The sequence below is a fragment of the Achromobacter sp. genome (assembly GCF_050285565.1).
In the GTDB taxonomy this organism is placed as follows: Bacteria; Pseudomonadota; Gammaproteobacteria; order Burkholderiales; family Burkholderiaceae_B; genus Achromobacter.
On the sequence record NZ_JBLZXG010000004.1, the window covers coordinates 459,084 to 481,537 of the forward strand.

Here is a 22,454-nt window from a genome sequence, read left to right on the forward strand (position 1 = left end):
GGGCCGGGCTTGGCGGGCCGGGCGCCGGTGGTATTCTCTCATTCATCGCGCCCTGGTCCGACAAGCGTCCCGGGCGCCGCAACAGATCGAACAATCAGGACGACCAACGTGAAACAAGTCACCGCCATCATCAAACCCTTCAAGCTCGACGAAGTCCGCGAAGCGCTGGCCGAGGTCGGCGTCAGCGGGCTGACCGTGACCGAAGTGAAGGGCTTCGGGCGCCAGAAAGGGCATACCGAACTCTACCGCGGGGCGGAATACGTGGTGGATTTCCTGCCGAAGATCCGCGTCGAAGTGGTGCTGCCGGACGATCAGGTCGAGGCGGCGATCGAGGCGGTGGTGAAGGCGGCCCGCACCGGCAAGATCGGCGACGGCAAGATCTTCGTCACGCCTGTGGAGCAGGCCATCCGCATCCGGACGGGGGAGAGCGACGAAGAGGCGCTTTGAAATCGCGCTGGAATCGCTTGGGTTGACTGTCGGGGGGACCGTAAGGGTCTCCCCGATGTTTTTTGGGCGGGTGATTGTGTTCTTGGGGCGTCGCTTTTTGGCGTTTGCCATCGACTCTTTGAGGCCCGCGGGGTGGACGCGGGCCTTGTTCTTTCTGCGGGTTTAGCGGATCAACTGGTTCATCTCCAGGATTGGCATCATCACGGCCAGCACGATCAACAGCACGAAGCCGCCCATCAGCAGGATCAGCGCGGGTTCGAGCAGGGCGGTCATGGCCATGGCGCGGCGTTCCAGGTCGCGCGACAGGTTCTGGGCGCCGCGGTCCAGCAGTTCGGGCAATTGGCCGGTCTTTTCGCCGCTGGCGATGAGGTGGATGAGCAGCGAGGGGAAGGCTTTCTGCGCGGCCAGCGAGGCCGAAAGCGAGGCGCCTTCGCGCACGCGGGCGGCGGCTTCGTCGACGGCGCCGCGCAGCACGTCGTTGCCGAGGGTGCGGCGCGCGGCGTCCAGGGCGGTGAGCAGCGCCACGCCGCTGCCGCAGAGTATCGCCAGAGTCGAGGCGAAGCGCGCGGCGTTGACGCCAAGCACGAAGCGGCCGGCCAGCGGCAGGCGCAGCATGCGGGCGTGCCAGGCATGGCGGGCGGCAGGCACGCGCAGGCTATAGCGCCACAGCACGAGGGCCAGCGCGAGGGCGGCGCCGGTGGCCAGGCCCCAGTCGCGCACGTAGTCGGACAGCGCCAGCATGATGCGGGTCAGCAGCGGCAATTGCTGCTTGGCGTGGTTGAAGGCGGACACCACCTGCGGCACGACGTAGCCCAGCAGGAAGATCACGATGATGACGGAGACGCAGGCCACCACGGCGGGGTAGATGAACGCCGTCATGACCTTGCTGCGCAGGGTGTTGCGCTCTTCGATGTAGTCCGCCAGTTTTTCCATGACCTGCGCCAGGTCGCCGGATTCTTCGCCGGCGCCGATCAAGGCGCGATAGATCTCGGGGAAGTCGCGCGGACGCGAGGCCAGCGCGGTGGACAGGCGATGGCCGGCGCGCACGTCATCGCGCACGCCTTCGAGCGTGGCGGCGATGTGTTTTTTCTCGGCCTGTTCGAGCGTGGCGCCGAGCGCGGCGTCCAGCGGCAGGCGGGCGGCCAGCAGGCTGGCGAGCTGGCGCGTGAGCCAGGCCAGGTCGGCATCGGACAGGCGCGTGCGCAACGCGGCGCCCAGGCCTTCGGCGCGTGCCGCCGGCGAGGTGGAAAGCGGCAGCAGGCCGCGCCCGCGCAACTGATTGCGCGCGCCGCGTTCGCTGTCGGCATCGATCGTGCCGTGCACGATCTTGCCAAGCGCGTCAGTCGCTTCGTAACGAAAGGATGGCATGGTGGATTGGGGGTCTCGGGTCCCGCCGCCGATGGGCGGAAAGGCCCGTAAATCAAGGCTTTGCAGGCCGTCACCTTGCCTCTGGATTATGACCGTAGTGTTGCAGTGTCACCCCGTATACTCCGACGCGCTTTCACGTTTTTTCACACGACTTCACGTCTCAGGCACATCTCGTCATGCGTCATATCGCGCAACTCAGCCTTGCGGTCTTGCTCGCGGCAAGCCAACTCGGACCCGCGGCCGGCCAGGCCCATGCTCAACAGGCGGACAATCGCGTCAGCCTGAACTTCGTCGACACGGACATCCCCGCCGTGCTGCGTGCGCTGTCGCTGTTCACCAAGCGCAATTTCCTGGTGGATCCCCGCGTGAAGGGCAAGCTCACGCTGGTGTCGGACCGGCCGGTCGACAGCGGCCAGGCGCTGTCGATGCTGACTGGCGCGCTGCGGCTGCAGGGCTTCGCGATCGTCGAGGTGGACGGCGTGACGCGGGTGGTGCCGGAGGCCGACGCCAAGCTGCAGGGCAGCGCGGTGGTGGGCGATCCGCGGCCGGCGCCGGCCGCGGGCGGAGCGGCCAAGGCGCCGGTGTCGGTGGCGGCCTTCGCGCGCGGCGGCTCGGGCAACAGCGGCGAGATGCTGACGCGGGTGTTCCCGCTCAAGTACGAGAACGCGGCCAACCTGGTGCCGGTGCTGCGGCCGATGGTGCCGCCCAACAATCCCATCAATGCGTATCCCGGCAACAACACGCTGGTGGTGACCGACTACGCCGACAATCTTGACCGCATCGCGGCGGTGATCGCCCGCATCGACGTGCCCAGCGCGATCGACACCGATGTGGTGCCGGTGCGGTCGGGCATCGCCTCGGACATCGCCATCCTGGCTTCGCAATTGCTGGACACGCAGAGCAGTGATCCGACCCAGCGCATCGCCGTGGTGGCGGATCCGCGCAGCAATAGCGTGCTGATCCGCGCGGGCAGCCCGGCGCGCACGCGGCTGGCGCGCGACCTGATCGTAAAGCTGGACGCGCAGCAGAACCGCGCCGGGAATCTGCACGTGGTCTACATGCGCAATGCGCAGGCCACCCGCATTGCCGAAGTGCTGGGCGGTCTGTTGGCCGGCCAGGCCAACGCGGCGCCGGGAGCCGGCTCCGCAGGCGGCGCGGCTGGCGCCGGCGGCCAGAATGGCGGCAGCCGGTCGCCGCAGTCCTCCCCGGGCGCGACCAATGCCGGTCTGGGCATGTCCAGCTCGACGAATGGCTCCGGCAACGGCAAGGGTGGTCTGTCGGGCGACCAGGACCGTATCGCGCGCGACGATTCCGGCAACCAGGCCGTGTCTTACTCCGCCGGCGGTGCCACCATCCAGGCGGACCCGGCCACCAATTCGCTGATCATCGCCGCGCCCGAGCCGCTGTACCGCAGCCTGCGCGAGGTGATCGACCAGCTCGACCAGCGCCGCGCGCAGGTGCTGGTGGAAAGTCTGATCGTCGAAGTCAGCGAACAGGCGGCGGCCGAGTTCGGCATCCAGTGGATGACGGGCGCCGGCAACATCAACAGCGGCGGCACCAGCTTCATCGGCGGCACCAACCTGGGCGGCAGCGGCCTGTCCGGCAATGGCCCGACCTCGATCGACGCGCTTGGCAGCGGCCTGAGCCTGGGCGTGGTCAAGGGCACGGTCGACGTGCTGGGCAACAAGGTCATCAACCTGGGGGTGCTGGCGCGCGCGATGCAGAACAGTGGCGAGGCCAACATCCTGTCCACGCCGAACCTGCTGACGCTGGACAATCAATCGGCCAGCATCCTGGTGGGCAAGACGGTGCCGTTCGTGACCGGCCAATATGTCACGTCCGGCAGCAACGGCAGCTCCAACCCGTTCCAGACCATCCAGCGCGAGGACGTCGGCCTGAAGCTGAACATCCGGCCGCAGATATCCGAAGGCGGCGCGGTCAAGCTCGACATCTACCAGGAAGTCAGCAGCATCGACGAAAGCCGTTCGACGGCCACCACTGGCATCGTCACCAACAAGCGCGCCATCGACACCAGCGTGCTGATCGACGATGGCCAGATCATCGTGCTGGGCGGCCTGCTGGAAGACAACGTGACGTTGACCTCCAACAACGTGCCGGGCCTGAGCGCGATCCCGGTGCTGGGCTCGCTGTTCAAGTACGACAGCCGCAAGCGCACCAAGACCAACCTGATGGTGTTCCTGCGGCCCTACGTGGTGCGCGATGCGCGCCAGAGCGCCGGCGTGACGATGGACCGCTACGACTACATGCGCCGCGCCCAGGGCGCCGCGCAGCCGGGCGACCACTGGCTGCTGCCCAACATGCAGGCGCCGATGCTGCCGCCGCCGGGCGCGGCGCCGTCGGTGTCCAACAACGTCTACGACATGCGGCCCGACCAGTTGGCTGAAACCATGCGGCGTCCGCCGCCGACCACGGTGGAATCGTTCGCGGTGCGCCAGTATCCGGCGGCGCGCCAGACCAGCGATCCGTCGCTGCCGATCCGCGCCAACCTGCCGCTGGGCGTGAGCGTGGCGCGCGATCCGGCCTCGCTCTACGGCGAGGTCGACAAGACCAGCGCGACGCTGCAGTTCGCCTCGGTCAAGACGCGCGGCGAGGCCGACCGCATCGCCCAGCGGGTCCAGGCCAGCGGCCTGCAGGCCTATGTGCAGACCGGCCCGGGCGGCATGGGCTATGTGGTGCGCAGCCAGGTTTCCAAGGACCCCGGCACCATCTCCACGGCCACGGCGCTCTTGCGCGAACTGGGCTTCAAGGGCGAACTGGTTTCGCATCTATGAGCGCGCATCCCTTGCCGTACGCGTGGGCGCGGGCGCAGCGCGCGGTGCTGTCGCTGCGCGCCGGCCATGCGCAACTGACCGTGAGCCCGCGCACACCCGAGTGGGCGGTGCGCGAGATCCGCCGCTGCCACGGCGACATCGCCGTGGCGCAGGTCGACGACGAGGCCTTGGAAACCCTGCTGGCGGCGGCCTACAGCCACGCCGAGGACGCCGCTTCGGTGATGGGCGTGGCCGAAAACGAGATCGACCTGGACCGGCTGTTGCAGGACATGCCGGAGGTGGCCGACCTGCTGGACGCGCAGGACGACGCGCCGGTGATCCGCATGATCAACGCGCTGTTCGCGCAGGCGGCGCGCGATGGCGCCAGCGATATCCATATCGAGCCGTTCGAGACCCATTCGGTGGTGCGCTACCGCGTCGACGGCACGCTGCGCGACGTGGTCTCGCCGCGCAAGGCGCTGCACGCGGCGCTGATCTCGCGCATCAAGATCATGGCGCATCTGGACATCGCCGAAAAGCGCCTGCCGCAGGACGGCCGCATCACGCTGCGCGTGGGCGGCCGGCCGATCGACGTGCGGGTATCGACGCTGCCCACCGGCCATGGCGAGCGCGCCGTGCTGCGCCTGCTGGACAAGGAGGCCGGCCGGCTGCAACTGGAGAAGCTGGGCATGGCGCCCGGCGTCCTGCGCCAGCTCGACCGCCTGATCCGCCAGCCGCACGGCATCGTGCTGGTGACCGGCCCCACCGGCAGCGGCAAGACCACCACGCTGTACGCGGCGCTGAGCCGGCTCGACGCCGCCACCAGCAACATCCTGACCGTGGAGGACCCGATCGAGTACGACCTGCCGGGCATCAGCCAGACCCAGGTCAACGCCAAGATCGACATGAGTTTCGCGCTGGCGCTGCGGGCCATCCTGCGCCAGGATCCGGACGTCATCATGATTGGCGAGATCCGCGACCTGGAGACCGCCCAGATCGCGGTGCAGGCCTCGCTGACCGGCCACCTGGTGCTGGCCACGCTGCACACCAACGATGCGGTGTCGGCGGTGACGCGCCTGACCGACATGGGCGTGGAGCCCTTCCTGCTGTCCTCGTCGCTGCTGGGCGTGCTGGCCCAGCGGTTGGTGCGCAAGCTGTGCCCGGCCTGCAAGAGGCCGGTGACGCAGGGGGGCGTGCGGGTGTACCAGCCGGTGGGCTGCGCGGCCTGTAACCACACCGGCTACGCCGGCCGTTCCGGCATCCATGAACTGTTCACGGTCGATGACGAGGCCCGCCGCTTGATCCATGAGGGCAGCGACGAACGCGCGCTGCGCCGCGCCGCCAGTGCCGCCGGCATGCACAGCATGCGCGAGGATGGCGCGCGCTGGGTGGAAAGCGGCGAGACCTCGCCCGAGGAAATCCTGCGCGTGACACGCGACGCGTAGGCGCGGGGGCCGGTGAGGGCCGGTTCAGGGCGTCGCGGCGCCCGGCGTGGCCGGCGCCGCCGCGCAGCCGCTGGCGATGCGTTTGAGGTCCGCGCCGGACAGGGCGCCGAGCTGCCCCGCGCAGATGCGGCCGATCCGGGTCGCCACGGTGAAGGGCAGGGCGCCGCCGCGGTTGCCGGCGGCGCGCATCAGGGCCAGGACGTTGGCGCCCGGGCGCAGCACCGGCAGGCGCAGGCCATGGCGTTGCACGAACTCGGTGGCGGCGGCGGGGCTGTCGGTGCTGACGAGCAGCACCGTCCACCCCGGATGGGCGTCGGCGAATCGCTGCAGCCGCGGCAACTCGGTGACGCACGGCGGGCAATCGCGGCTCCAGAAATTCACCAGCACCGGCCCGTGCAGGGCCGCCAGCCGCACGAAGCGGCCGCCGTCCAGCGCGGGTAGCGAAAAGTCCCACGCCTGCCCCACCGGCGGCCGCGCCGCCGGCCAGGGCTGGGCGCCGCCGATCACGGGCGCCGCGCACAGCGCCAGGCAGGCCCGCGACAGAACGCGGCGCATCAGAAGCTCAGCTTGGTGCCGGCGTACAGGTAGCGCCCGCGGCTCGGCCCCCACAATTGGGTGACGTCGAGCTCGCCGTTGCCGTCGACGAACAGCGGGCTTTCCTTGTCCGACTGCTTGTAATCGAACAGGTTGTCGACCCCGGCGTAGAGCGTGAAGTGCTTGTTGACCGCGTATTCGCCGCGCAGGTCGAGGGTGAAGAAGCCCGGGCTCTTTTCCCGCTTGGGCGTGCCATCCAGGTTGTAGCGGTTCTGCTGGCCCGAGCCGTCGTCGTGGAACTTGCGCAGGTTCATGGGGCCGGTCCAGACCAGCTTGGCGTTGAAGTCGAAATCGCCGCGGTCGTAGTCCAGGCCCAGGTAGGCCTTGGCGTTGGGGCGGGCGAAGATCAGCGTCTTGGCGGGGAAGCGGTAGTTGAACGCCTCGGCCGCCGCCATCACGCTCAGGGCCGGCGTCAGCAGGTAGGACATCGTCACGTCCACGCCCTGCACGATGACCGGTTCACGCGCGCTGGAGAACAGCGTGATGTCGTTGCCGGCCGCGTCGTGCTGGTCGGGATCGAGCATGGCGAAATTCTTGATGCGGTTGTAGTTGTACGAGCCGGTCACGGCGAGGCGGTCGTCGGCGTAGTTGAGCGCATAGCTGGCGTTGAGCGATTCCTCGGGCTTGCTGATCTGGCGGTCGATGCGGATGGTGTTGAGGATGCCGTGTTCCTGCTCGAAGAAGCTGGTGGGCGCGCGGAACCCCTTGCCGACGCTGAAACGGCTCGACACCCGGTCGTTGTGGTGATAGAGCGCATTCAGGCGCGGCGAGGTGATGCCGCCGAAGACGTTGTGGCGGTCATAGCGCACCGAGCCGTTGATTTCGAGCGCGTCGTCGAGCAGGGAGCGGTAGGCCTGCACGAACAGGGCCGGGGTGCGGTAGGTGTAGTCGTCGACGCCGCTTACCGGGGTGCCGTCTTCCATGCTGCCGTGGCTTCGCAGGTCTTCGTAGCGGAAGTTGGTGCCCAGGGTGGTCAGCCAGCCCGCGATGGGCGTCTGCCAACTGGCCTCGGCGTAGTACTGCTTCTGGCGGGCGACGTAGGTGGCCAGCTCGTAGAAGCTGTCCTGCTTGTGCTCGGCCGCGCCCACGGCCAGTCGCAGCAGGCTGTCGCCAATGCGCTTTTCGCCCGTGGAGATGAACTGCACGCGGTCGGTGAAGATGATCTCGGACATGCCGCCCCGGCCGCCGCGATCGCCGCCGGGGCCCTTGTCGTAGGCCACGATGCCGCCGTCCGCGGGATTGACCCAGCCGTCGCGGTCGGGCGAGCCATGCACGCCGCCGCGCCAGTCGAAGGGGTTGCCGGTGGTGCTGTGCTTGATGGCGGAGTAGTCGGTGCCCAATGCGCCGCCGCCGCGCTTTTCGTTGACCACGTCGAGCCGCCCGCGCAGCTTGAAGCCGCCGGCGTCGTCCAGGAAGAAGCCGATGCCGCCCAGGCGGCGGTCGTAGCCGGTGTATTCGGAGACGCCGTTGTGGTCGGCGTCGACGGAATCGTGCGTGTTGTAGTTCAGCGTCGCGGTGATGGCGCCGCCGTCGAACGGCCGCGCCAGGTAGGCGTCGCCCTGGCGCGAGCCGTAGTTGCCGATCTGGGCGCGGGCGCGGTTCTCGGCCTCGGTGGGGCGTTTGGTGACGATGTTGACCGAACCGGACAGGGCCTCGGGCGCGATCAGGCTGGCGCCGGCGCCGCGCGCCACGTCGATGCGCTCGACGCCGTAGACGCTGACGCTGTCCAGCCCGTAGGCCGACGACACCGACGAGAAGATCGGCACGCCATCAATCATCAGCGTGGTGTAGCGGCCGGGCAGGTTGTTGAGCAGGATGTTGCGCACGTTGCAGATCGAGCATTCGACCTGAACCGCGATGCCGGGATTCTTGTCCAGCGCCTCGTTGACGTTGGTGGCGCCGGCCTTGGCGATGGCGCTTTCGCTGATGGATTCGGTCTTGACGAGTTCGTCGCGCAGGGCGCCGGGCCGCATCGAACCCTGGTTGGAGCGGTCGATGACGGTGATCGGTGCCAGGGTGGGGGCCGCGGCGTCGGCGGCCGCCCAGCTCTGCGCCGGGGCGGCCCAGGCGGCGGTCAGGGCCGCGGCCAGCGCGGCGCGTCGTAGGGGCGTGCAGGGAGGAAAGACGGAGGTCATGGCGAAGGGCACCGGGTGGAAGGGTTCGAGAAGGGCACCGCCATGGCCAGGGCGCCGGGCCCCGGCCATGGCGGGTTCAGGGGGTACAGGCGCCGGCCGGCGCGAGGCCGCGCGCCCGGCCGCGGCGCGGCGGGCAGGGCGCATGGGGGCGGGGGGCCGTGGCGGCAGGGGCGCGCGCGGGGCGCGTGGCGGGGGACGGCATGGAGAAAAGGCGCGAAACGAGAGCGGCAAAAATCAATTCAAAATGTTCGGTTTTATGAATTTTTGCGTCAATCGTGAGGCAGTCCGAGATTGCCGGCGACGTGTGCGCGAAGCGCGCCGCGCCGTCGTCGGTTTGGCCGTAGCGGAAGGGAAGACCGCGCGCGCGCCAGGCGGGCGGGGCTGGGGGCGGCGCCGCGTGGCACGTGAATAGGTCTGGCAATGGCGGGGACGTGGCGCGCCTGCAACGCGGCGCCGGGGCGTGTCTACTTGCCGGTGCCGAAGATCACCGTATCGTCGTTGCGCCGGCCCAGCGCCGCCATGAGGCCGTCGAGCGCGCCGCGGTCGGCCTCGCTGGCGTTGGCGGCGAAGCTGGCCTGGCCCTGGAAGCGCACGCCGCGGGCCGTGATGCTGCCCTGGCCGCTGACCGCCAGCGGGCCGCTTTCGGTGCCGAGCGTGAGCGTGGCGCCCGCGCGGCCGTTGCCGCGCACCCGCAGCACGTAGGCGCCGATCGGCGTCAGCGGCGACAAGGCGGTGGCGGCATCGCGCCAGCGCAGTTCGGCCAGCGGCGCATCGGGCAGGGCGCCGCCCAGCCGCAGCGCCTGCCAGGAGATATCGAGCTGGCCCTCGGGCGCCAGCGTGTTCCAGGGCGCGCCCAGCGCCGACAGCACCGCGGCCGGCAGGCGTAGCGACTGCGCCGACAGGCTGACACCGTTCCAGCCCGGGGCGGCGCGCAGGGGGCCCTGCAACCAGGGATGCGACAGCTCCAGGGTCAGCGAAGACCAGTGCCATTGCCAGCGCAGGGGCTGCGCCAGCACACGGCGCGCGCCGGGGGGGCCGAGCGCGATCCAGGCGCGGCCGTTCCAGATCGTGCCGCTGGCGTCGGCCAGCGTCACCGGGGTGTCGTGCGGCAGGCCGGCCAGCAGCCAGCGCGCCGGCAGCACGGCGGCCGCGGCGATGGCGGCGCTGGCGGCGGCGGCCAGCGCCAGGCCGGCACCCTGGGGCAGGCGCATCAGGAGCGCGCCCGCGGGTCCGGCAAGGCCAGCGTCACGCTGCCATTGACCAGACCGGGCAGCGGCCGGCCATTGGGATTGGCGGCGCGCGTCAGTTCGACCTTGGTGACCGCCAGGCCCCAGTCGGCGCCGACGTTCTCCAGCCATCGCAGCAGCGCCGACGCGGGGACCTCGGTCAGCGCCAGCGTGACGCTGTCGCCCTGGCCAGGGGCGGCCAGTTGCCAGTGATCGGCGGGCAGCCCGGCGCGCGCCAGGCTGGCGCCGATCTCGGCCGTGGCCGGCAGCGTGGCGGCGGGCGCGGCGGCCTGGCCGCGCAGCGTGGCGGCCTGCCGCGTCAGGTCGGCCACGGCGGCGGCCTGGCCGCGCAGTCGCGGCAGTTGCTCGCGCAGTGTGCGCACCGTGTCGAGCGCCGGCTCGACCAGCAGGGTGAAGACCAGCGCCAGGGCCAGCACGGCACCGGCGCCATTGACCAGCCGCCGTTCGCGCGGCGCCAGCGTTTGATAGCGCTGGCGCGCGCGGCCGGCAGCCGGCGCCAACGGTTGGAGGGCGGCGCGCCAGGCGGCGCGCAGGCGTTCGATGGCTGTCATGGTTGGCTGCGCGTGATGCGCCAGGTGTTGTCGGTGTCGCCGCGTTCCAGTTTCAGGCCCTGGGCGGCGGCCTGTTGGATCAGCGCCGGGGTTTCGGCCACGCGCTGGGCCTGGGCGCCGGCATCGGCCAGTTGCAAGGTCAGGGTCTGGTCGCCGTATGCCAGGCGCGCGACGTTGTCGGCGGCGAACGGCAGGGTCCGGGCGGCGGCGCGCGCCAGCGGCAGGAAGTCGCCGGCATTGGCGGCGCCGCGCCGGTTCCGTAACGCGTCCAGTCCCTGCTGCGCCTGGCGCGCCGGGTCCAGCACCACGGGGACGTCGGGAAAGGCCGCCAACACCTGGCGCCGCATGTCTTCGCGCAAGGCCTGGGCCTCGCCGCGCAATTGCGCGGCATGCAGGTTCAAGCCGCCGATCCAGACCAGCGCCGCGACGGCGCTCCAGCGCCACACCGGCCGCCAGCGCGAGACGCTTGCCGGCGCCAGTTGCGGCATGGCCAGCGACCACGGCGGCGACGGCGCGAGCCAGCGCGGGTCGGCCGGATCGCGCAGCGGCGCGGCGGCGCCGGGCGCCAGCGTCTGCGGCGCGATCAGGGCGTGGGCGCGCAAGCCTTGCGCATGGAGCAGGCTCCAGGCGCGGCGGACCGGCTCGCGCGGCGCCCACGCCAGGGGCACCTGGCCGTCCGCGGCGCGTGGGCCGTGGCCGATGGCCAGGTCGTCCAGGTCGCTCAGCACCAGCGGCTCGAGCGCGCCGCGCACGGCGGCGGCGAAGCGGGCCTTGGCCACGGCGGGCACCTGCACGGTGGCGGCGATCACGTCGGCGGGATGCAGCACGGCCTCGCAGGCCGCTTGCGGATAGGCCTGGCCCAGGGCAGGCAGCGTCAGTTCGCCCTGGCGCGCGCAGCGGCCGCGGCGGTCGAACCAGGCGTAGGGCAGCACTGATCCTGGGCCGAGTTCGGCCAGGGGGGGCAGCGCGATGCGCAAGGCGTTCTTCAAGGGTTCTCTCTCGTCCAGATGGTGTCGGGGGCGGCCGGCGGGGCGCTGCGTATCAGCGCCTGCATCGCGACGCGGGCCCGTTCGTACACGACCGCGCCGCTGGCCATGAACCAGCCGCTGGCGGTGGTCACGGCCGGCGCCGGTGTCTTGACGCCGGTGGCGGCCAGGCGGTTGGCGAAGTCGCCGCTGTTGTTGAACCAGTTGCCGCGGTCGCGTTCGCCGGTCAGCGCGCGCGCCTGGCCGAGCGACAGGCCGGGCACCAGCGCCGCGATGACTTCCGGCGGCGCCGTATTGACGTTGACGCTGGTGGCAACCGGCAGCACCGTCATGGTGCGCCGCAGTTCGTTGCGCACGGCCGGCTCCAAGCCCAGCAGCGCGCTGACGTCGTCGATGCCGCGCGGCAGCGGCGCGCGCGCGTCCGGCGTCTGGCCGCCTTGTGCCGGCGTCGGGGCGCCAGCGGCCGGGGCCGGGGGCTGGCTGGCGGCGATGATTTCGATGAGGCGCGCCGCCAGCGTGTCCGGCAGGCGCTGGATGCCCAGCAGGCGCCGCAGCACCCGTTCCTGTTCGGGCTGCGGCACGCCATGGTTGGCCAGGTTGCCGAGGTTGTACTTGCCCTGTTCGTCCTGCACCTGGCCGGAGAACACCGCCACGCGCTCGTCGCCGGGCCGTTCGATGCGGGTGTCGAGCACTGGCGTGGCCCAGATCTGGTCGCCGCGGGTGGTGGCCTCGCGCCGGCCGTGATCGCGTATCACCAGGCGCGCCCAGTCGATGCCGCCGGCCAGCAGCATGCGCGCCTGCACCCGCGCCATCTCGTTCTCGATGCGGCGGGTGCTGGCGGTCTGGCGCTGGAACAGGCTGGTGGTCAAGGCGGCGACGATGGCGACGACGATCAGCGCGCTGACGACGGCGGCGCCGCGTTGGCGCGGCAGGGGCGGCGTCATGGCAGCTCCAGCACGCGGCTGTAGCGCCGCGCGTCGCCGGCGGCGCCGCGTTCGAGTGTGATTTCGATGCCGGCGGGCGTGGCGGAGAAGGGCGCGCGCGTGTCCATCCAGCCCACGCCCGTCACCCAGCCGCGCAGCGCCAGCGCGCGCACGCCGGGCAGCAGCAGCACGCCGCCGTCGACCGGCGGCAGCGGCCCCTGGTCGGCCGACAGGCCGCTGGCGCGCCACAGGCCGTCCTTGCGCACCGACCATTGCACCCGCTGCCAGCGGCCGTCGCCGTCCGGGTCGGGGCGCAGGATCTCCAGGGTTTGCGCGCCGGCCGCGCCGCGCAGCAGCCGCACGCCCGAGGTGAAGACCTGGGCGTCGATGCCGGGGGCGGCGAACGACGGGCCGTTGTACGCCATTTCCACGTCGCGGCCCATCTGCCCTAGGGCACGGACGATGGCGTCGGTGTCGTCGGCCTGCCGCGCGATCCACTCGCGCGCGCTGGAGACGCTGTCCAGGCCGCGCCAGGCCATCAGGCTGACGAGCGCCATCAGGGCCAGCGCCACCAGCACTTCGATCAGGGTGAAGCCCGCCTGGGCACGGGCGAGGGCGCGGCGCGATGTCATCGCAGGCTCGACAGCAGGCCGTCCAACTGCAGCAGGGACGCGCCGTTGGCGCTGTCGCGCACCTTGACCGAGACCTGGCGGAAGCTGCGGTTCAGCGACGGGGTGAACACCAGTTCGCATTGCAGCGCCAGCCCGCCCTGCGGACAGGGCACGGTCTGCGAGCCGGCGCGCGGCAGGGTCTGTTCCAGGCGCAACTGCGTCAGTGCGTTCTGCGCCGCCAGCAGCGCCAGGGTCTTGTCCTGCAGGGCGCGGTTGTTGGCCGCCATGACGCCGGTGGCGCGCAGCGCGGCAGCCATCGCCACGGCGATGATCGCCAGGGCCACCAGCACCTCGATCAAGGTGAAGCCGTGCTGGCGCTGGGGCCGGCAGGCGGGCGTGCAATCAGTGGATGTCATAGTGTCCGGCGGCGTCGCGCGTCAAGGTCACCCGCGAGTCGCCCGAGCGCAACTGCACGCTGAAAGGGGCGGCCACCCATTCGGTGTTGAACACCAGCGGGCGCTCGGGCGCCAGGCGCCATTGCACCGGTCCGGCGCGCCAGGCTTGCGGCCGCAGCATCTCGTCGCGTTCCAGGGTGTCCACGGGCAGGGTCGCGTCGTTCTGCGCGGTGGGCGCGGCCGAGCGGCCCTGGCGTTCGAACGACCAGCCGCCGCTGGCGGGCAGCCAGCGCAGCGGACGGCCGTCGCTGCGCGCCTCGCCCTCGGCCACGGTGAAGGCGTCGAGCAGGCGCCGCGCGTCCTCGCGCAGCGGATCGGCGCCCTTGCCGATGGACAGGCTGACCATGCTGGCGGCGATGGCGACGATCACTAGCACCACCAGGACTTCGACTAGCGTGAAGCCGCGCTCAGCGTTCCCACGAACCGATGTCGGCATCGCCGCCTTCTCCCCCGGGCTTGTTGTCGGCGCCGAACGAGAACACGTCGATGTCGCCTTTGACGCCAGGGCTCAGGTATTGGTAGGGATGGCCCCAGGGATCGTTGGGCAGCTTGTCCAGGTAGCCGCGCCAGTTGGATGCGCCTTCGGGCTTTTCCACCAGCGCGCGCAGGCCCTGCGCGGTGGTCGGATAGCGGCCGTTGTCCAGGCGGTAGAGCTTGAGCGCCTGCATGATGCCGCCGATGTCCTGGCGCGCCGCGACCTGGCGCGCCTGGTCGGGACGGTCCAGCACGCGCGGCACGATCAGGGCGGCAAGAATCCCCATGATCACGATGACCACCATGATCTCGATCAGGGTGAAACCTTGCTGGCGGGCGAGCCCGCGCGATGACTGGCGCACTTCACGACTCCGGTGTTTCAGTGAGAAGCGTGCGATTGTGGACATGAAATATGACAGCAATATGCGTCGCGCGGCTCAGGGCGCGGCGCGCGCGATGCCGCCCTCGGGGGCGGGCGCAGCCGGCGCGGCGATGCGGCTGGCGCGGCCGCCTTGCTCGACCGTGACGGCATCGGCGCCGATGTCCTTGAGCACGATGCCGGGGGCGACCTCGTCGCCGGCGCGCCAGGCCAGCGGCGGGCCGCCATCGACGCTGACGACGGCGGCGCCGTCGGCACCGGCCGCGATCACGCCGAGCACGCTGATCTGCGTGCGCAATACCTCGTCGCGGCCGAACCACAACGCCACCGGCGTGTTGTCGGCGGCGCGCGGCGCGGGCGCGGCGATGGCGGCGGGCAGGGCGGGCGGCGCGGGCGCCAGCAGCACCGCGCCCCACACCCCCAGGCCGGCGGCCAGCGCCAGGATGGCAAGGGTACGGAACGCGGCGGGAACCGTAGGCGGGGACAGGCGCAGGGACAGAGACATGGCGGCGATGCGGACAGCGGAACGGCGGATGCGCCCGACTCTAGCAGCCGATCATGACAATCGCGCGATCGCGCGCGGCCGGGCGCCGCGGCACTGATCCCTTTCCACGGGGCACCACGATGCAAGACACGACACACGCAACCGCCGCCGGGCGAGCCCTGCCAATCCGCCGCGTTGCCGCAGACGCACCGCTACGCCGCGCGGGTCGGCGGCTCGCCGGGCTTCGCCAAGCGGGAAGACGCCACCGTCAATGTCAAGAACAAGACCGCGTTTTTGTTGCGGTCTGTGTCGCTGCAGAAAAAAAGCTGATCCATCGATCAACGATTTCCTTCTTTGCTTCATGGGTCTTTCACCTTGCGACGCCACTATGTGGGCCACCCACAAAGCGGGTTTCGAAAGGGAAAGAACATGCAGGTATTGAAATGGAAGCGCTGGGGCGCGGCGTTGGCGGCCCTGGGCGCGCTGGCCGGCTGCGGCGGCGACGACAGCAATGAGAGTGGCACGGCGCCGCCGCCGGCCGTGCAGCCGGGGCAGGGCGCGACCGCCAAGGTTCTGTTCATCGGCATGGACGGCCTGACCTACGACGCCTACCGCCAGAGCGTGGCGGACAAGTCGCTGCCCAACCTGGCGCAGTTGACGGCGTCCCGCTCCTGGACCGGCGGCGTCACCGGCGCCGTGACGCAGCAGCCGACGCTGCTGGTGCCGGGCTGGGCCACCTTGTTGACCGGCCAGTGGGCCGACCAGCATGGCGTGCGCAGCAACGCGCAGGGCCAGGCGCCCAAGACGGCGACGCTGTTCCAGCGCGTCAAGGGCGTCCGGCCGGCAGCGCGCGCCGCGGCGGCCTTCAACTCGTCGCTGCTGGCCAGCCTGGTCGGCGGCGACCGCGACGCCGGCTATCTGCAAAGCCTGACGGACTGCGCCGGGGGCGACGATTGCGTCGCCAGCCAGGCGCGCGACCGCATCACCGAGGGCTATGACGTGGTGGTGGCGCAGTTCGGCGCGGCCGAGCGCGCCGCCGCCGCCGCCGGCTTCGGCGATGGCTACCGCGCCACCTTGCGCCAGACCGACAACGCCATCGGCGCGCTGCTCAAGCAGATCGCGGAGCGCCGCGCCGCCCATCCGGACGAGAACTGGCTGGTGGTGGTGGCCTCCAGCCACGGCCTGGACCGCACCGGCGGCAGCGACGGCCTGCCGTTGTCGCTGAACAAGACCACGCTGCTGGCGATGAACCGTTCACCGCTGCTCGGCGGCAGCGCCGACGATGCCGCCGTCGACGGCGCCTGGAACAACGCCTGGTACGGCCTGCCCAGCGCGGCCGACGTTGCGCCGACGCTGTTGGCGCATCTGGGCGCGCTGCCGGCCCCCGGGCAGTACGACATGGCCGGCACCGCCTTGTCCGAAGCGGTGGCGCTGCGCCGTGGCGCCAGCCGCACGTCCATGGACAACAAGAGTGTGTCGCTGAGCTGGAGCCGCGTGGGCACGCCCACCGGCGACATCGTGATCAGCCGCGACGGCAAGGAAATCGCGCGCCTGCCGGGCACCGCCACCGACTATGTCGACACCGGCTTCACCTTCACCACCGAAGGCGTGCATGAGCTGAACTACGCCATCGCGGTCGGCAACGCGGTGACGGCGGTGCGCGCCACCGTGGTCTACACCGCGCCGGTGCCGCTGCTGCCGTCGCTGAGTACCGGCCTGACGATGTTGTTCCCGTTCGAAGGCAACCTGACCGACAAGGCCGCCGGCGGCGGCGTCATTACGCCCTATGACGGCGTGCAGGCGCCGGTGTTCGCCGACAACGGCGTGTTCGGCAAGATGTTCCAGAACGAGCGCAGCGGCGATCCCACCGGGGCCTTCAAGCTGGATTATCCCGCGGGTCTGCTCGATGGCGTCCAGGCCTTCACCATCGGCTTCTGGTACCAGTCCGACGGCACCGCCAACGACCGTTCGATTCTGGGCAACAAGGACTACAACTCCGGCGGCAACCCCGGCATCACCATCGCCCAGTGGGCCGGCCCCGAGCTGCGCTTCAACCTGGCCGGCGGCAGCCGCGTCGACATCAATGGCGTCAGGTTCACGCCCAACAAGCCGGTCTATGTGGCGATGGTCATCGACAAGACCGCCAAGACCATGGCCGCCTACGTCTACGACACCGAAATGGGCTGGTTCAGCCGCAGCATTGCCACCGGCAGCGTCAACTTCGCCCAGATCGCCGGCCTGTTCGGCCCGCACCTGGGCCTGAATGAGGACGGCAAGGGCACCTACGGCGTGTGCTGCGCCGGCACCCGTGGCCCCTACACCATGTACTTCGACGACCTGGCCTTCTGGTCGCGCGCCCTGACCGAAGCCGAGGTCAAGTCGCTGGCCATGTCCGGCAAGTCCGTTTCCGAATTGCTTCCCTGATGTCCCGAGGATAGATACGACATGAACACTGCTTCCCCGATCCTGCGCGCCTTCCTGCGCCTGGGCGCCGCGCTGATGGTGGCCGCCGTCCTGACCGCCTGCGGCGGCGACAACGGTGACGACCAGGCCGGCACCCCCGGCACCCAACCCGAGACGCCGACCCAGCCGGCCAAGCCCCAATTGCGTTGCGCGCCCTGACGCCGCGCCTTTTTCAGAATCCAAGGAATCGCATCCGTGACGTCCGCTAAAGACCCGATCCACGCCGGCAAGCGCCGCTTCCTGCGCAACGCCGCCGCCTCGACCGCCGGCCTGACCGCCTTGTCGATGTTCCCGCCGGCCATCCGCCGCGCGCTGGCCATCCCCGCCAACAACCGCACCGGCACCATCAACGACGTCGAGCACGTGGTCATCCTGATGCAGGAAAACCGCTCGTTCGACATGTACTTCGGCACGTTCAAGGGCGTGCGCGGCTTCGGCGACCGCATCACCGTGCCGCTGCCGCAGAACCGCTCGGTGTGGGAACAGTCCAACGGCACCCGCGTGGTGCTGCCGTACCACCTGGACAGCACCAAGGGCAACGCCCAGCGCGTGTCCGGCACGCCGCACGATTATCCCGACGCGCAGAACGCCTGGGACGGCGGCCGCCTGTATCAGTGGCCGCGCTACAAGCAGAACCAGTCGATGGGCTACTACACCCGTCAGGAACTGCCGTTCCAGTTCGCGTTGGCCGAGGCCTTCACGCTGTGCGACGCCTACCACTGTTCGACGCACGGCGGCACCAACACCAACCGCCTGTTCCACTGGACGGGCACCAACGATCCGCTGGCGCAGGGCAATGGCCCGTCGACCCGCAACCAGTGGGACGGCCTGGGCGCCTCCACCACCGGCTGGACCTGGAAGACCTATCCCGAGCGCCTGCAGGAAAACGGCGTGAGCTGGAAGGTCTATCAGAACCTGCCCGACAACTTCACCGATAATCCGCTGGCCGGTTTCCGCCAGTTCCGCAAGGCCTACGAGCAGTCCGGCAACGACCCCACCGCCGGCAGCCCCAATCCGCCGGCCTGGACGCCCGCGGCCGACAGCGGCAACCCGCTGTACAAGGGCGTGGCCAACACCATGGCCGGTGACGGCGGCCTGCTGCAATCGTTCCGCGACGACGTGCTCAACGGCGCGCTGCCGCAGGTGTCGTGGATCGTGGCGCCCGCCAACTACTCTGAGCACCCCGGCCCGTCGAGCCCGGTGCAGGGCGCCTGGTACATCCAGGAAACGCTCAACGCCCTGACGGCCAATCCGGACGTCTGGAGCAAGACCGTGCTGCTGATCAACTTCGACGAGAACGACGGCTTTTTCGACCACGTGCCGTCGCCGGCCGCACCCTCGATCAACCCGGACGGTTCGATGGCCGGCGCGTCCACCATCAACACCGACCTCGAACGCCACATCAAGCCGTCGCTGCAGGACGCCGCCGACAACCGCGTCTATGGCCCCGGCCCGCGCGTGCCGATGTACATCGTCTCGCCCTGGAGCCGGGGCGGCTGGGTCAACTCGCAGGCCTTCGACCACACCTCGGTGCTGCGCTTCCTGGAAGCGCGCTTCGGCGTCAAGGAACCCAACATCAGCGCCTACCGCCGCGCGGTGCTGGGCGACCTGACCTCGGCCTTCAACTTCGCCACGCCCAACAACGAGCAGTTGCCGGACCTGACCATGTGGACCAAGTCCGCCGCCGATCAGACCCGCGCCGACCAGCAGGCCCTGGCCCAGGTGCCGCTGCCCGACACCACCGTCCAGGCCGTACCGAAACAGGAAACCGGTGTGCGCGCCTCGCGCGCGCTGCCGTACGAGCTGCACACCAGCGGCCGCGCCCAGCCCGGCAGCAGCGCCATGTGGCTGGTGTTCGCCAACACCGGCAGCGCCGCCGGCGTGTTCCATGTGTACGACCGCCTGCACCTGGACCGCTTGCCGCGCCGCTACGCGGTCGAGCCCGACAAGCAACTGGAAGGCAGTTGGGACGTGGCCGCCGACGGCGGCAAGTACGACCTGTGGGTGATGGGCCCGAACGGCTACCTGCGCCATTTCGCCGGCGATCTGGCGCTGGCCCGCACCGAGAACCTGGGCGCGGAAATCCGTGTCTGCTACGACATTGCCAACGGCGACGTCTACACCAGCTTCATCAACAGCGGCGCCAAGCCCTGCACCTTCGTCATCACCCCGAACGCCTACTACACCAATAATGAGAAGTGGACGATCACGGTGCCGGCGGGCAGCCAGGTCGAGCAGTCGTGGTCGCTCAAGGCCAGCGGCGCCTGGTACGACTTCACCGCGCGCCTGAACGAGGACCCGGCCTACATCCGCCGCTTTGCCGGCCGGGTGGAGACGGGCAAGGCCTCGGTCACCGATCCGGCGATGGGCCAGTAAGGTGCCTCGCCCCGGGCGCGGTCGGCCACCGCCGCGCCCGGCATAACGGCCCGCGCCGCTCCCGCGCGGCAGGCAAGGCGGGGCGTTGCCGCCCGCGCATGCATGCTCAAGACACCGCCAGCGCATCGCGCGAGCGGAACACCGCCGCGCAGGCCTCGCAGATGGCGGTGGTGATGCCCTGGCGCGCGTGTTCGCGCCGTTCCAGCATGCCGATCGCGCGCGCTGCCGGGCCCAGGTCGCCCGGCAGCGGCAGGATGCGCAGCCGCGTGCTGGTGCGCCAGTTCGAGCCGTTGATCAGCGGCAGCAGCGTCACGCCCACCTCCTGGCGCACCAGTTCGATCAACGTCTCAATGGCGTTCAGTTCCAGGAATTCGTCCAGCGGCACCGCCAGGCGCCGCAGCAGCCGGTCGATCTGCAGTCCGGTGCGCTGGGTGCGGTCAAAACGCAGGAAGGGATTGCTCGCCAGCACCTGGCGGGCATCGCGGCCGGCCGCCGAGGGCGGGGCGATCACCACCAGCGGTTCCTCATACAGCGGGGTCCAGCGCGTGCTGGCCATCTTGCGGCCGGCCTCCACCAGGAAGGCCGCGTCCAGCTCGCCTTCCTCGACCTTGCCGGCCAGCTCGCTGGCTTTGCCCGACAGGATGCGCACGTCCAGCCGGGGATGCGCCTTCTTCATGCCCGACACCACCTTGGACAGGGTGCCCATGCAGGACACGATGCTGCCCACCGAGACCGATCCCGCCAGCTCTCCCGGCACCGTGCGCGGCAGCCGCATGCGGTCGTAGGTATCCAGCAAGTGCTTGATTTCCGGAAGCAATTCCCTCCCAGCCGCATTCAGGATGGCCAGGCGCCCGCTGCGGTCGAACAGTTCGCGCCCCAGTTCCGCCTCCAGCGCGCGCATCTGAAAGCTGACGGCGGCCTGCGTCAGGGCCACTTGCTCGGCGGCCTCGGAAAACGAACCATGGTGGGCGACGGCCAGAAAGGTGCGCAGAAAACGGAGCGTGCTCATGGGTCAATTCACAAAAATTTCTTTTATGACTGAACAAAAAATCAAATTGATTTAATTAGATCACGGGAGTACCTTCGCCTGCTTACCTATAGTGAGACTGGCGCCATGAAATCCTTCGACTGGGTCAACCCGTATCCCTCCATCCGTATCCCGCTGTTCGCGCGCAACGTGGTGTCCACGTCGCATCCGCTGGCGGCCCAGGCCGGCCTGCGCATGCTGCTCAAGGGCGGCAACGCGGTCGATGCCGCCATCGCCGCGGCCGCCACCATCGTGCTGGTCGAGCCGGTCTCCTGCGGCCTGGGCGGCGACTGCTTCGCCATCGTCTGGGATGGCAAGGAACTGCATGGCCTGAATTCCTCCGGCGTGGCGCCAGCCGCCTGGAATGTCGAATACTTCAAGCGCAAGTACGGCGTCGGCGCCGACGGCCTGGCGATCCAGCCCAAGCGCGGCTGGGACGCGGTCACGGTGCCGGGCGTGGTGGCCGGCTGGGCCGCGCTGCACGAAAAGCTCGGCAAGCTGCCGTTCGAGCAACTGTTCGAGCCGGCCATCGAGATCGCCGAACGCGGCTACGCGGTGCCGCCGGTGGTGGCGCACAAGTGGGCCGCCGCCGCCAACGAGCTGAGCAGCCAGCCGGGCTACGCCCAGGCCTTCATGCCCGAGGGCCGCGCGCCCAAGGTCGGCGAGCACTTCCGCTTCCCCGACGCCGCCCACACCCTGCGCCGCATCGCCGCCTCCAAGGGCCGCGACTTCTACGAAGGCGAACTGGCCGAGCGCATCGCCGCTTTCAGCCAGGAATGCGGCGGCGCCATGACGCTGGAAGACCTGCGCGGCTACCGTCCGCAATGGGTCAAGCCGATCTCCAAGTCCTATCGCGGCTACGAGCTGCACGAGATCCCGCCGAACGGGCAGGGCATCGCCGCGCTGATCGCGCTGGGCATCGTCGAACGCTTCAACCTCGCCGACATGCCGGTCGATTCGGTGCAGTCACAGCATGTGCAGATCGAGGCCATGAAGCTGGCCTTCGCCGACCTCTACAAGTACGTGGCCGACCCGCGCTCGATGGCAGTCACGCCCGAGCAGATGCTGTCGGACGACTACCTGGACAGCCGCGCCAAGCTGATCCGCCTGGACGGCGCCACCCACTTCAGCGCCGGCCGTCCGGCCGCCGGCGGCACCATCTACCTGACCGCCGCCGACGAGAACGGCATGATGATCTCGTTCATCCAGTCCAACTACATGGGCTTCGGCTCGGGCGTGGTGGTGCCGGGCACCGGCATCAGCCTGCAGAACCGTGGCGTCGGCTTCTCGATGGATCCCAAGTCGGCCAACGTGGTCGAGGGCGGCAAGCGGCCGTTCCACACCATCATCCCGGGCTTCCTGACGCGCGGCGGCAAGCCGGTCATGAGTTTCGGCGTGATGGGCGGTGATATGCAGCCGCAGGGCCACCTGCAGACCGTGATCCGCATGATCGACTACCACCAGAATCCGCAGGCCGCTTGCTGCGCGCCGCGCTGGAAGGTCAACCGCGATTTCTCGCTGGACATCGAGACCAATATGAAGGCTTCCACTATTGCGGGCCTGAAAGACCTCGGGCATGCTTTGAAATCCGTGGACGACCCGTACATGGATTTCGGCGCCGGCCAGTTCATCTGGCGCATGTCGGAAAGCGACAACGAGCTGGGCTACGTCGCCGCCAGCGACAGCCGGCGCGACGGCCAGGCCGTGGGTTTCTGACC

The 22,454-nt window shown here is 70.0% G+C and carries 20 protein-coding genes; 7 read left to right on the forward strand and 13 right to left on the reverse strand.

Annotated elements, in window-relative coordinates; genetic code table 11:
- The first annotated feature begins 108 nt into the window (after window positions 1-108).
- Window positions 109-447 (forward strand): P-II family nitrogen regulator, encoded by a 339-nt coding sequence (locus ACN6O8_RS10855; RefSeq protein WP_006386376.1) that lies wholly within the window; start codon window positions 109-111, stop codon window positions 445-447.
- A gap of 162 nt (window positions 448-609) precedes the next feature.
- Here the strand turns inward: ACN6O8_RS10855 and gspF are convergent, their stop codons facing one another.
- Window positions 610-1,815: a type II secretion system inner membrane protein GspF gene (gene gspF / locus ACN6O8_RS10860; protein WP_427991058.1), complete on the reverse strand. Its 1,206-nt coding sequence runs from the start codon at window positions 1,813-1,815 to the stop codon at window positions 610-612.
- Between the two features lie 176 nt (window positions 1,816-1,991).
- On the opposite strand from gspF, the gene gspD reads away from it, so the two are divergent.
- Window positions 1,992-4,607, forward strand: coding sequence for a type II secretion system secretin GspD (gspD, locus tag ACN6O8_RS10865; protein WP_427991059.1), 2,616 nt, complete (start codon window positions 1,992-1,994; stop codon window positions 4,605-4,607).
- On the forward strand, window positions 4,604-6,031 hold the full coding sequence (gene gspE, locus ACN6O8_RS10870) for a type II secretion system ATPase GspE (RefSeq protein ID WP_427991060.1): 1,428 nt from the start codon (window positions 4,604-4,606) through the stop codon (window positions 6,029-6,031). The genes gspD and gspE overlap by 4 nt, the downstream gene beginning before the upstream one ends.
- 24 nt (window positions 6,032-6,055) lie before the next feature.
- On the opposite strand, the gene ACN6O8_RS10875 is transcribed toward gspE, so the two are convergent.
- The 11 genes from ACN6O8_RS10875 to ACN6O8_RS10925 all read right to left on the reverse strand — a co-directional run bounded on the left by ACN6O8_RS10875 (window position 6,056) and on the right by ACN6O8_RS10925 (window position 14,891).
- The gene (locus ACN6O8_RS10875; protein WP_427991061.1) at window positions 6,056-6,586 is read right to left on the reverse strand and encodes a TlpA family protein disulfide reductase; all 531 of its coding nucleotides are present in this window, start codon (window positions 6,584-6,586) and stop codon (window positions 6,056-6,058) included.
- Window positions 6,586-8,760, reverse strand: a complete 2,175-nt coding sequence (locus ACN6O8_RS10880) for a TonB-dependent receptor plug domain-containing protein (RefSeq protein ID WP_427991062.1) — start codon at window positions 8,758-8,760, stop codon at window positions 6,586-6,588. The genes ACN6O8_RS10875 and ACN6O8_RS10880 overlap by 1 nt, the downstream gene beginning before the upstream one ends.
- Window positions 8,761-9,224: 464 nt before the next feature.
- On the reverse strand, window positions 9,225-9,971 hold the full coding sequence (gene gspN, locus ACN6O8_RS10885) for a type II secretion system protein N (RefSeq protein ID WP_427991063.1): 747 nt from the start codon (window positions 9,969-9,971) through the stop codon (window positions 9,225-9,227).
- Window positions 9,971-10,558, reverse strand: coding sequence for a type II secretion system protein GspM (gene gspM, locus ACN6O8_RS10890; protein WP_427991064.1), 588 nt, complete (start codon window positions 10,556-10,558; stop codon window positions 9,971-9,973). The genes gspN and gspM overlap by 1 nt, the downstream gene beginning before the upstream one ends.
- Window positions 10,555-11,547: a type II secretion system protein GspL gene (gene gspL / locus ACN6O8_RS10895; RefSeq protein WP_427991065.1), complete on the reverse strand. Its 993-nt coding sequence runs from the start codon at window positions 11,545-11,547 to the stop codon at window positions 10,555-10,557. The genes gspM and gspL overlap by 4 nt, the downstream gene beginning before the upstream one ends.
- On the reverse strand, window positions 11,544-12,488 hold the full coding sequence (gene gspK / locus ACN6O8_RS10900) for a type II secretion system minor pseudopilin GspK (protein WP_427991066.1): 945 nt from the start codon (window positions 12,486-12,488) through the stop codon (window positions 11,544-11,546). Before gspK ends, gspL begins: the two co-directional genes overlap by 4 nt.
- Window positions 12,485-13,099 (reverse strand): type II secretion system protein GspJ, encoded by a 615-nt coding sequence (locus ACN6O8_RS10905; protein WP_427991067.1) that lies wholly within the window; start codon window positions 13,097-13,099, stop codon window positions 12,485-12,487. The genes gspK and ACN6O8_RS10905 overlap by 4 nt, the downstream gene beginning before the upstream one ends.
- A complete protein-coding gene (gene gspI / locus ACN6O8_RS10910; protein ID WP_427991068.1) occupies window positions 13,096-13,494 on the reverse strand; it encodes a type II secretion system minor pseudopilin GspI in 399 nt (132 codons plus the stop codon). The genes ACN6O8_RS10905 and gspI overlap by 4 nt, the downstream gene beginning before the upstream one ends.
- Window positions 13,481-13,969: a type II secretion system minor pseudopilin GspH gene (gspH, locus tag ACN6O8_RS10915; RefSeq protein ID WP_427991069.1), complete on the reverse strand. Its 489-nt coding sequence runs from the start codon at window positions 13,967-13,969 to the stop codon at window positions 13,481-13,483. The genes gspI and gspH overlap by 14 nt, the downstream gene beginning before the upstream one ends.
- Entirely contained in the window at window positions 13,941-14,369 is a 429-nt protein-coding gene (gspG, locus tag ACN6O8_RS10920; protein WP_427991070.1) for a type II secretion system major pseudopilin GspG, read from the reverse strand. Before gspG ends, gspH begins: the two co-directional genes overlap by 29 nt.
- 75 nt (window positions 14,370-14,444) lie before the next feature.
- The gene (locus tag ACN6O8_RS10925) at window positions 14,445-14,891 is read right to left on the reverse strand and encodes a hypothetical protein (RefSeq protein WP_427991071.1); all 447 of its coding nucleotides are present in this window, start codon (window positions 14,889-14,891) and stop codon (window positions 14,445-14,447) included.
- 408 nt (window positions 14,892-15,299) lie between these two features.
- Between ACN6O8_RS10925 and ACN6O8_RS10930 the strand changes: the two genes are divergently transcribed.
- From ACN6O8_RS10930 to ACN6O8_RS10940, 3 genes are read left to right on the forward strand one after another with little or no spacing between them, the layout of a single operon-like run.
- Window positions 15,300-17,294 (forward strand): alkaline phosphatase family protein, encoded by a 1,995-nt coding sequence (locus tag ACN6O8_RS10930; RefSeq protein ID WP_427991072.1) that lies wholly within the window; start codon window positions 15,300-15,302, stop codon window positions 17,292-17,294.
- Window positions 17,295-17,315: 21 nt separating this feature from the next.
- Window positions 17,316-17,492 carry a hypothetical protein gene (locus ACN6O8_RS10935; RefSeq protein ID WP_427991073.1) on the forward strand — a complete coding sequence of 59 codons (177 nt, stop codon included), beginning with the start codon at window positions 17,316-17,318 and terminating at the stop codon, window positions 17,490-17,492.
- A 36-nt stretch (window positions 17,493-17,528) separates the two neighbouring features.
- On the forward strand, window positions 17,529-19,709 hold the full coding sequence (locus tag ACN6O8_RS10940) for a phosphocholine-specific phospholipase C (RefSeq protein ID WP_427991074.1): 2,181 nt from the start codon (window positions 17,529-17,531) through the stop codon (window positions 19,707-19,709).
- A 106-nt stretch (window positions 19,710-19,815) separates the two neighbouring features.
- Here ACN6O8_RS10940 and ACN6O8_RS10945 read toward each other — a convergent pair whose 3' ends face one another.
- Window positions 19,816-20,718 (reverse strand): LysR family transcriptional regulator, encoded by a 903-nt coding sequence (locus tag ACN6O8_RS10945; RefSeq protein ID WP_427991075.1) that lies wholly within the window; start codon window positions 20,716-20,718, stop codon window positions 19,816-19,818.
- A 105-nt stretch (window positions 20,719-20,823) separates the two neighbouring features.
- On the opposite strand from ACN6O8_RS10945, the gene ggt reads away from it, so the two are divergent.
- On the forward strand, window positions 20,824-22,452 hold the full coding sequence (ggt, locus tag ACN6O8_RS10950; RefSeq protein ID WP_427991076.1) for a gamma-glutamyltransferase: 1,629 nt from the start codon (window positions 20,824-20,826) through the stop codon (window positions 22,450-22,452).
- The last annotated feature ends 2 nt before the right edge of the window (window positions 22,453-22,454 follow it).

Excerpts from the sequence above, each read along its gene's own strand:
- gspF (WP_427991058.1), bottom strand. The coding sequence starts at position 1,815 with ATGCCATCCTTTCGTTACGAAGCGACTGACGCGCTTGGCAAGATCGTG.
- gspD (WP_427991059.1), top strand. The coding sequence starts at position 1,992 with ATGCGTCATATCGCGCAACTCAGCCTTGCGGTCTTGCTCGCGGCAAGC.
- gspE (WP_427991060.1), top strand. The coding sequence starts at position 4,604 with ATGAGCGCGCATCCCTTGCCGTACGCGTGGGCGCGGGCGCAGCGCGCG.
- ACN6O8_RS10875 (WP_427991061.1), bottom strand. The coding sequence starts at position 6,586 with ATGCGCCGCGTTCTGTCGCGGGCCTGCCTGGCGCTGTGCGCGGCGCCC.
- ACN6O8_RS10880 (WP_427991062.1), bottom strand. The coding sequence starts at position 8,760 with ATGACCTCCGTCTTTCCTCCCTGCACGCCCCTACGACGCGCCGCGCTG.
- gspN (WP_427991063.1), bottom strand. The coding sequence starts at position 9,971 with ATGCGCCTGCCCCAGGGTGCCGGCCTGGCGCTGGCCGCCGCCGCCAGC.
- gspM (WP_427991064.1), bottom strand. The coding sequence starts at position 10,558 with ATGACAGCCATCGAACGCCTGCGCGCCGCCTGGCGCGCCGCCCTCCAA.
- gspK (WP_427991066.1), bottom strand. The coding sequence starts at position 12,488 with ATGACGCCGCCCCTGCCGCGCCAACGCGGCGCCGCCGTCGTCAGCGCG.
- ACN6O8_RS10905 (WP_427991067.1), bottom strand. The coding sequence starts at position 13,099 with ATGACATCGCGCCGCGCCCTCGCCCGTGCCCAGGCGGGCTTCACCCTG.
- gspI (WP_427991068.1), bottom strand. The coding sequence starts at position 13,494 with ATGACATCCACTGATTGCACGCCCGCCTGCCGGCCCCAGCGCCAGCAC.
- gspH (WP_427991069.1), bottom strand. The coding sequence starts at position 13,969 with ATGCCGACATCGGTTCGTGGGAACGCTGAGCGCGGCTTCACGCTAGTC.
- ACN6O8_RS10925 (WP_427991071.1), bottom strand. The coding sequence starts at position 14,891 with ATGTCTCTGTCCCTGCGCCTGTCCCCGCCTACGGTTCCCGCCGCGTTC.
- ACN6O8_RS10930 (WP_427991072.1), top strand. The coding sequence starts at position 15,300 with ATGCAGGTATTGAAATGGAAGCGCTGGGGCGCGGCGTTGGCGGCCCTG.
- ACN6O8_RS10935 (WP_427991073.1), top strand. The coding sequence starts at position 17,316 with ATGAACACTGCTTCCCCGATCCTGCGCGCCTTCCTGCGCCTGGGCGCC.
- ACN6O8_RS10945 (WP_427991075.1), bottom strand. The coding sequence starts at position 20,718 with ATGAGCACGCTCCGTTTTCTGCGCACCTTTCTGGCCGTCGCCCACCAT.
- ggt (WP_427991076.1), top strand. The coding sequence starts at position 20,824 with ATGAAATCCTTCGACTGGGTCAACCCGTATCCCTCCATCCGTATCCCG.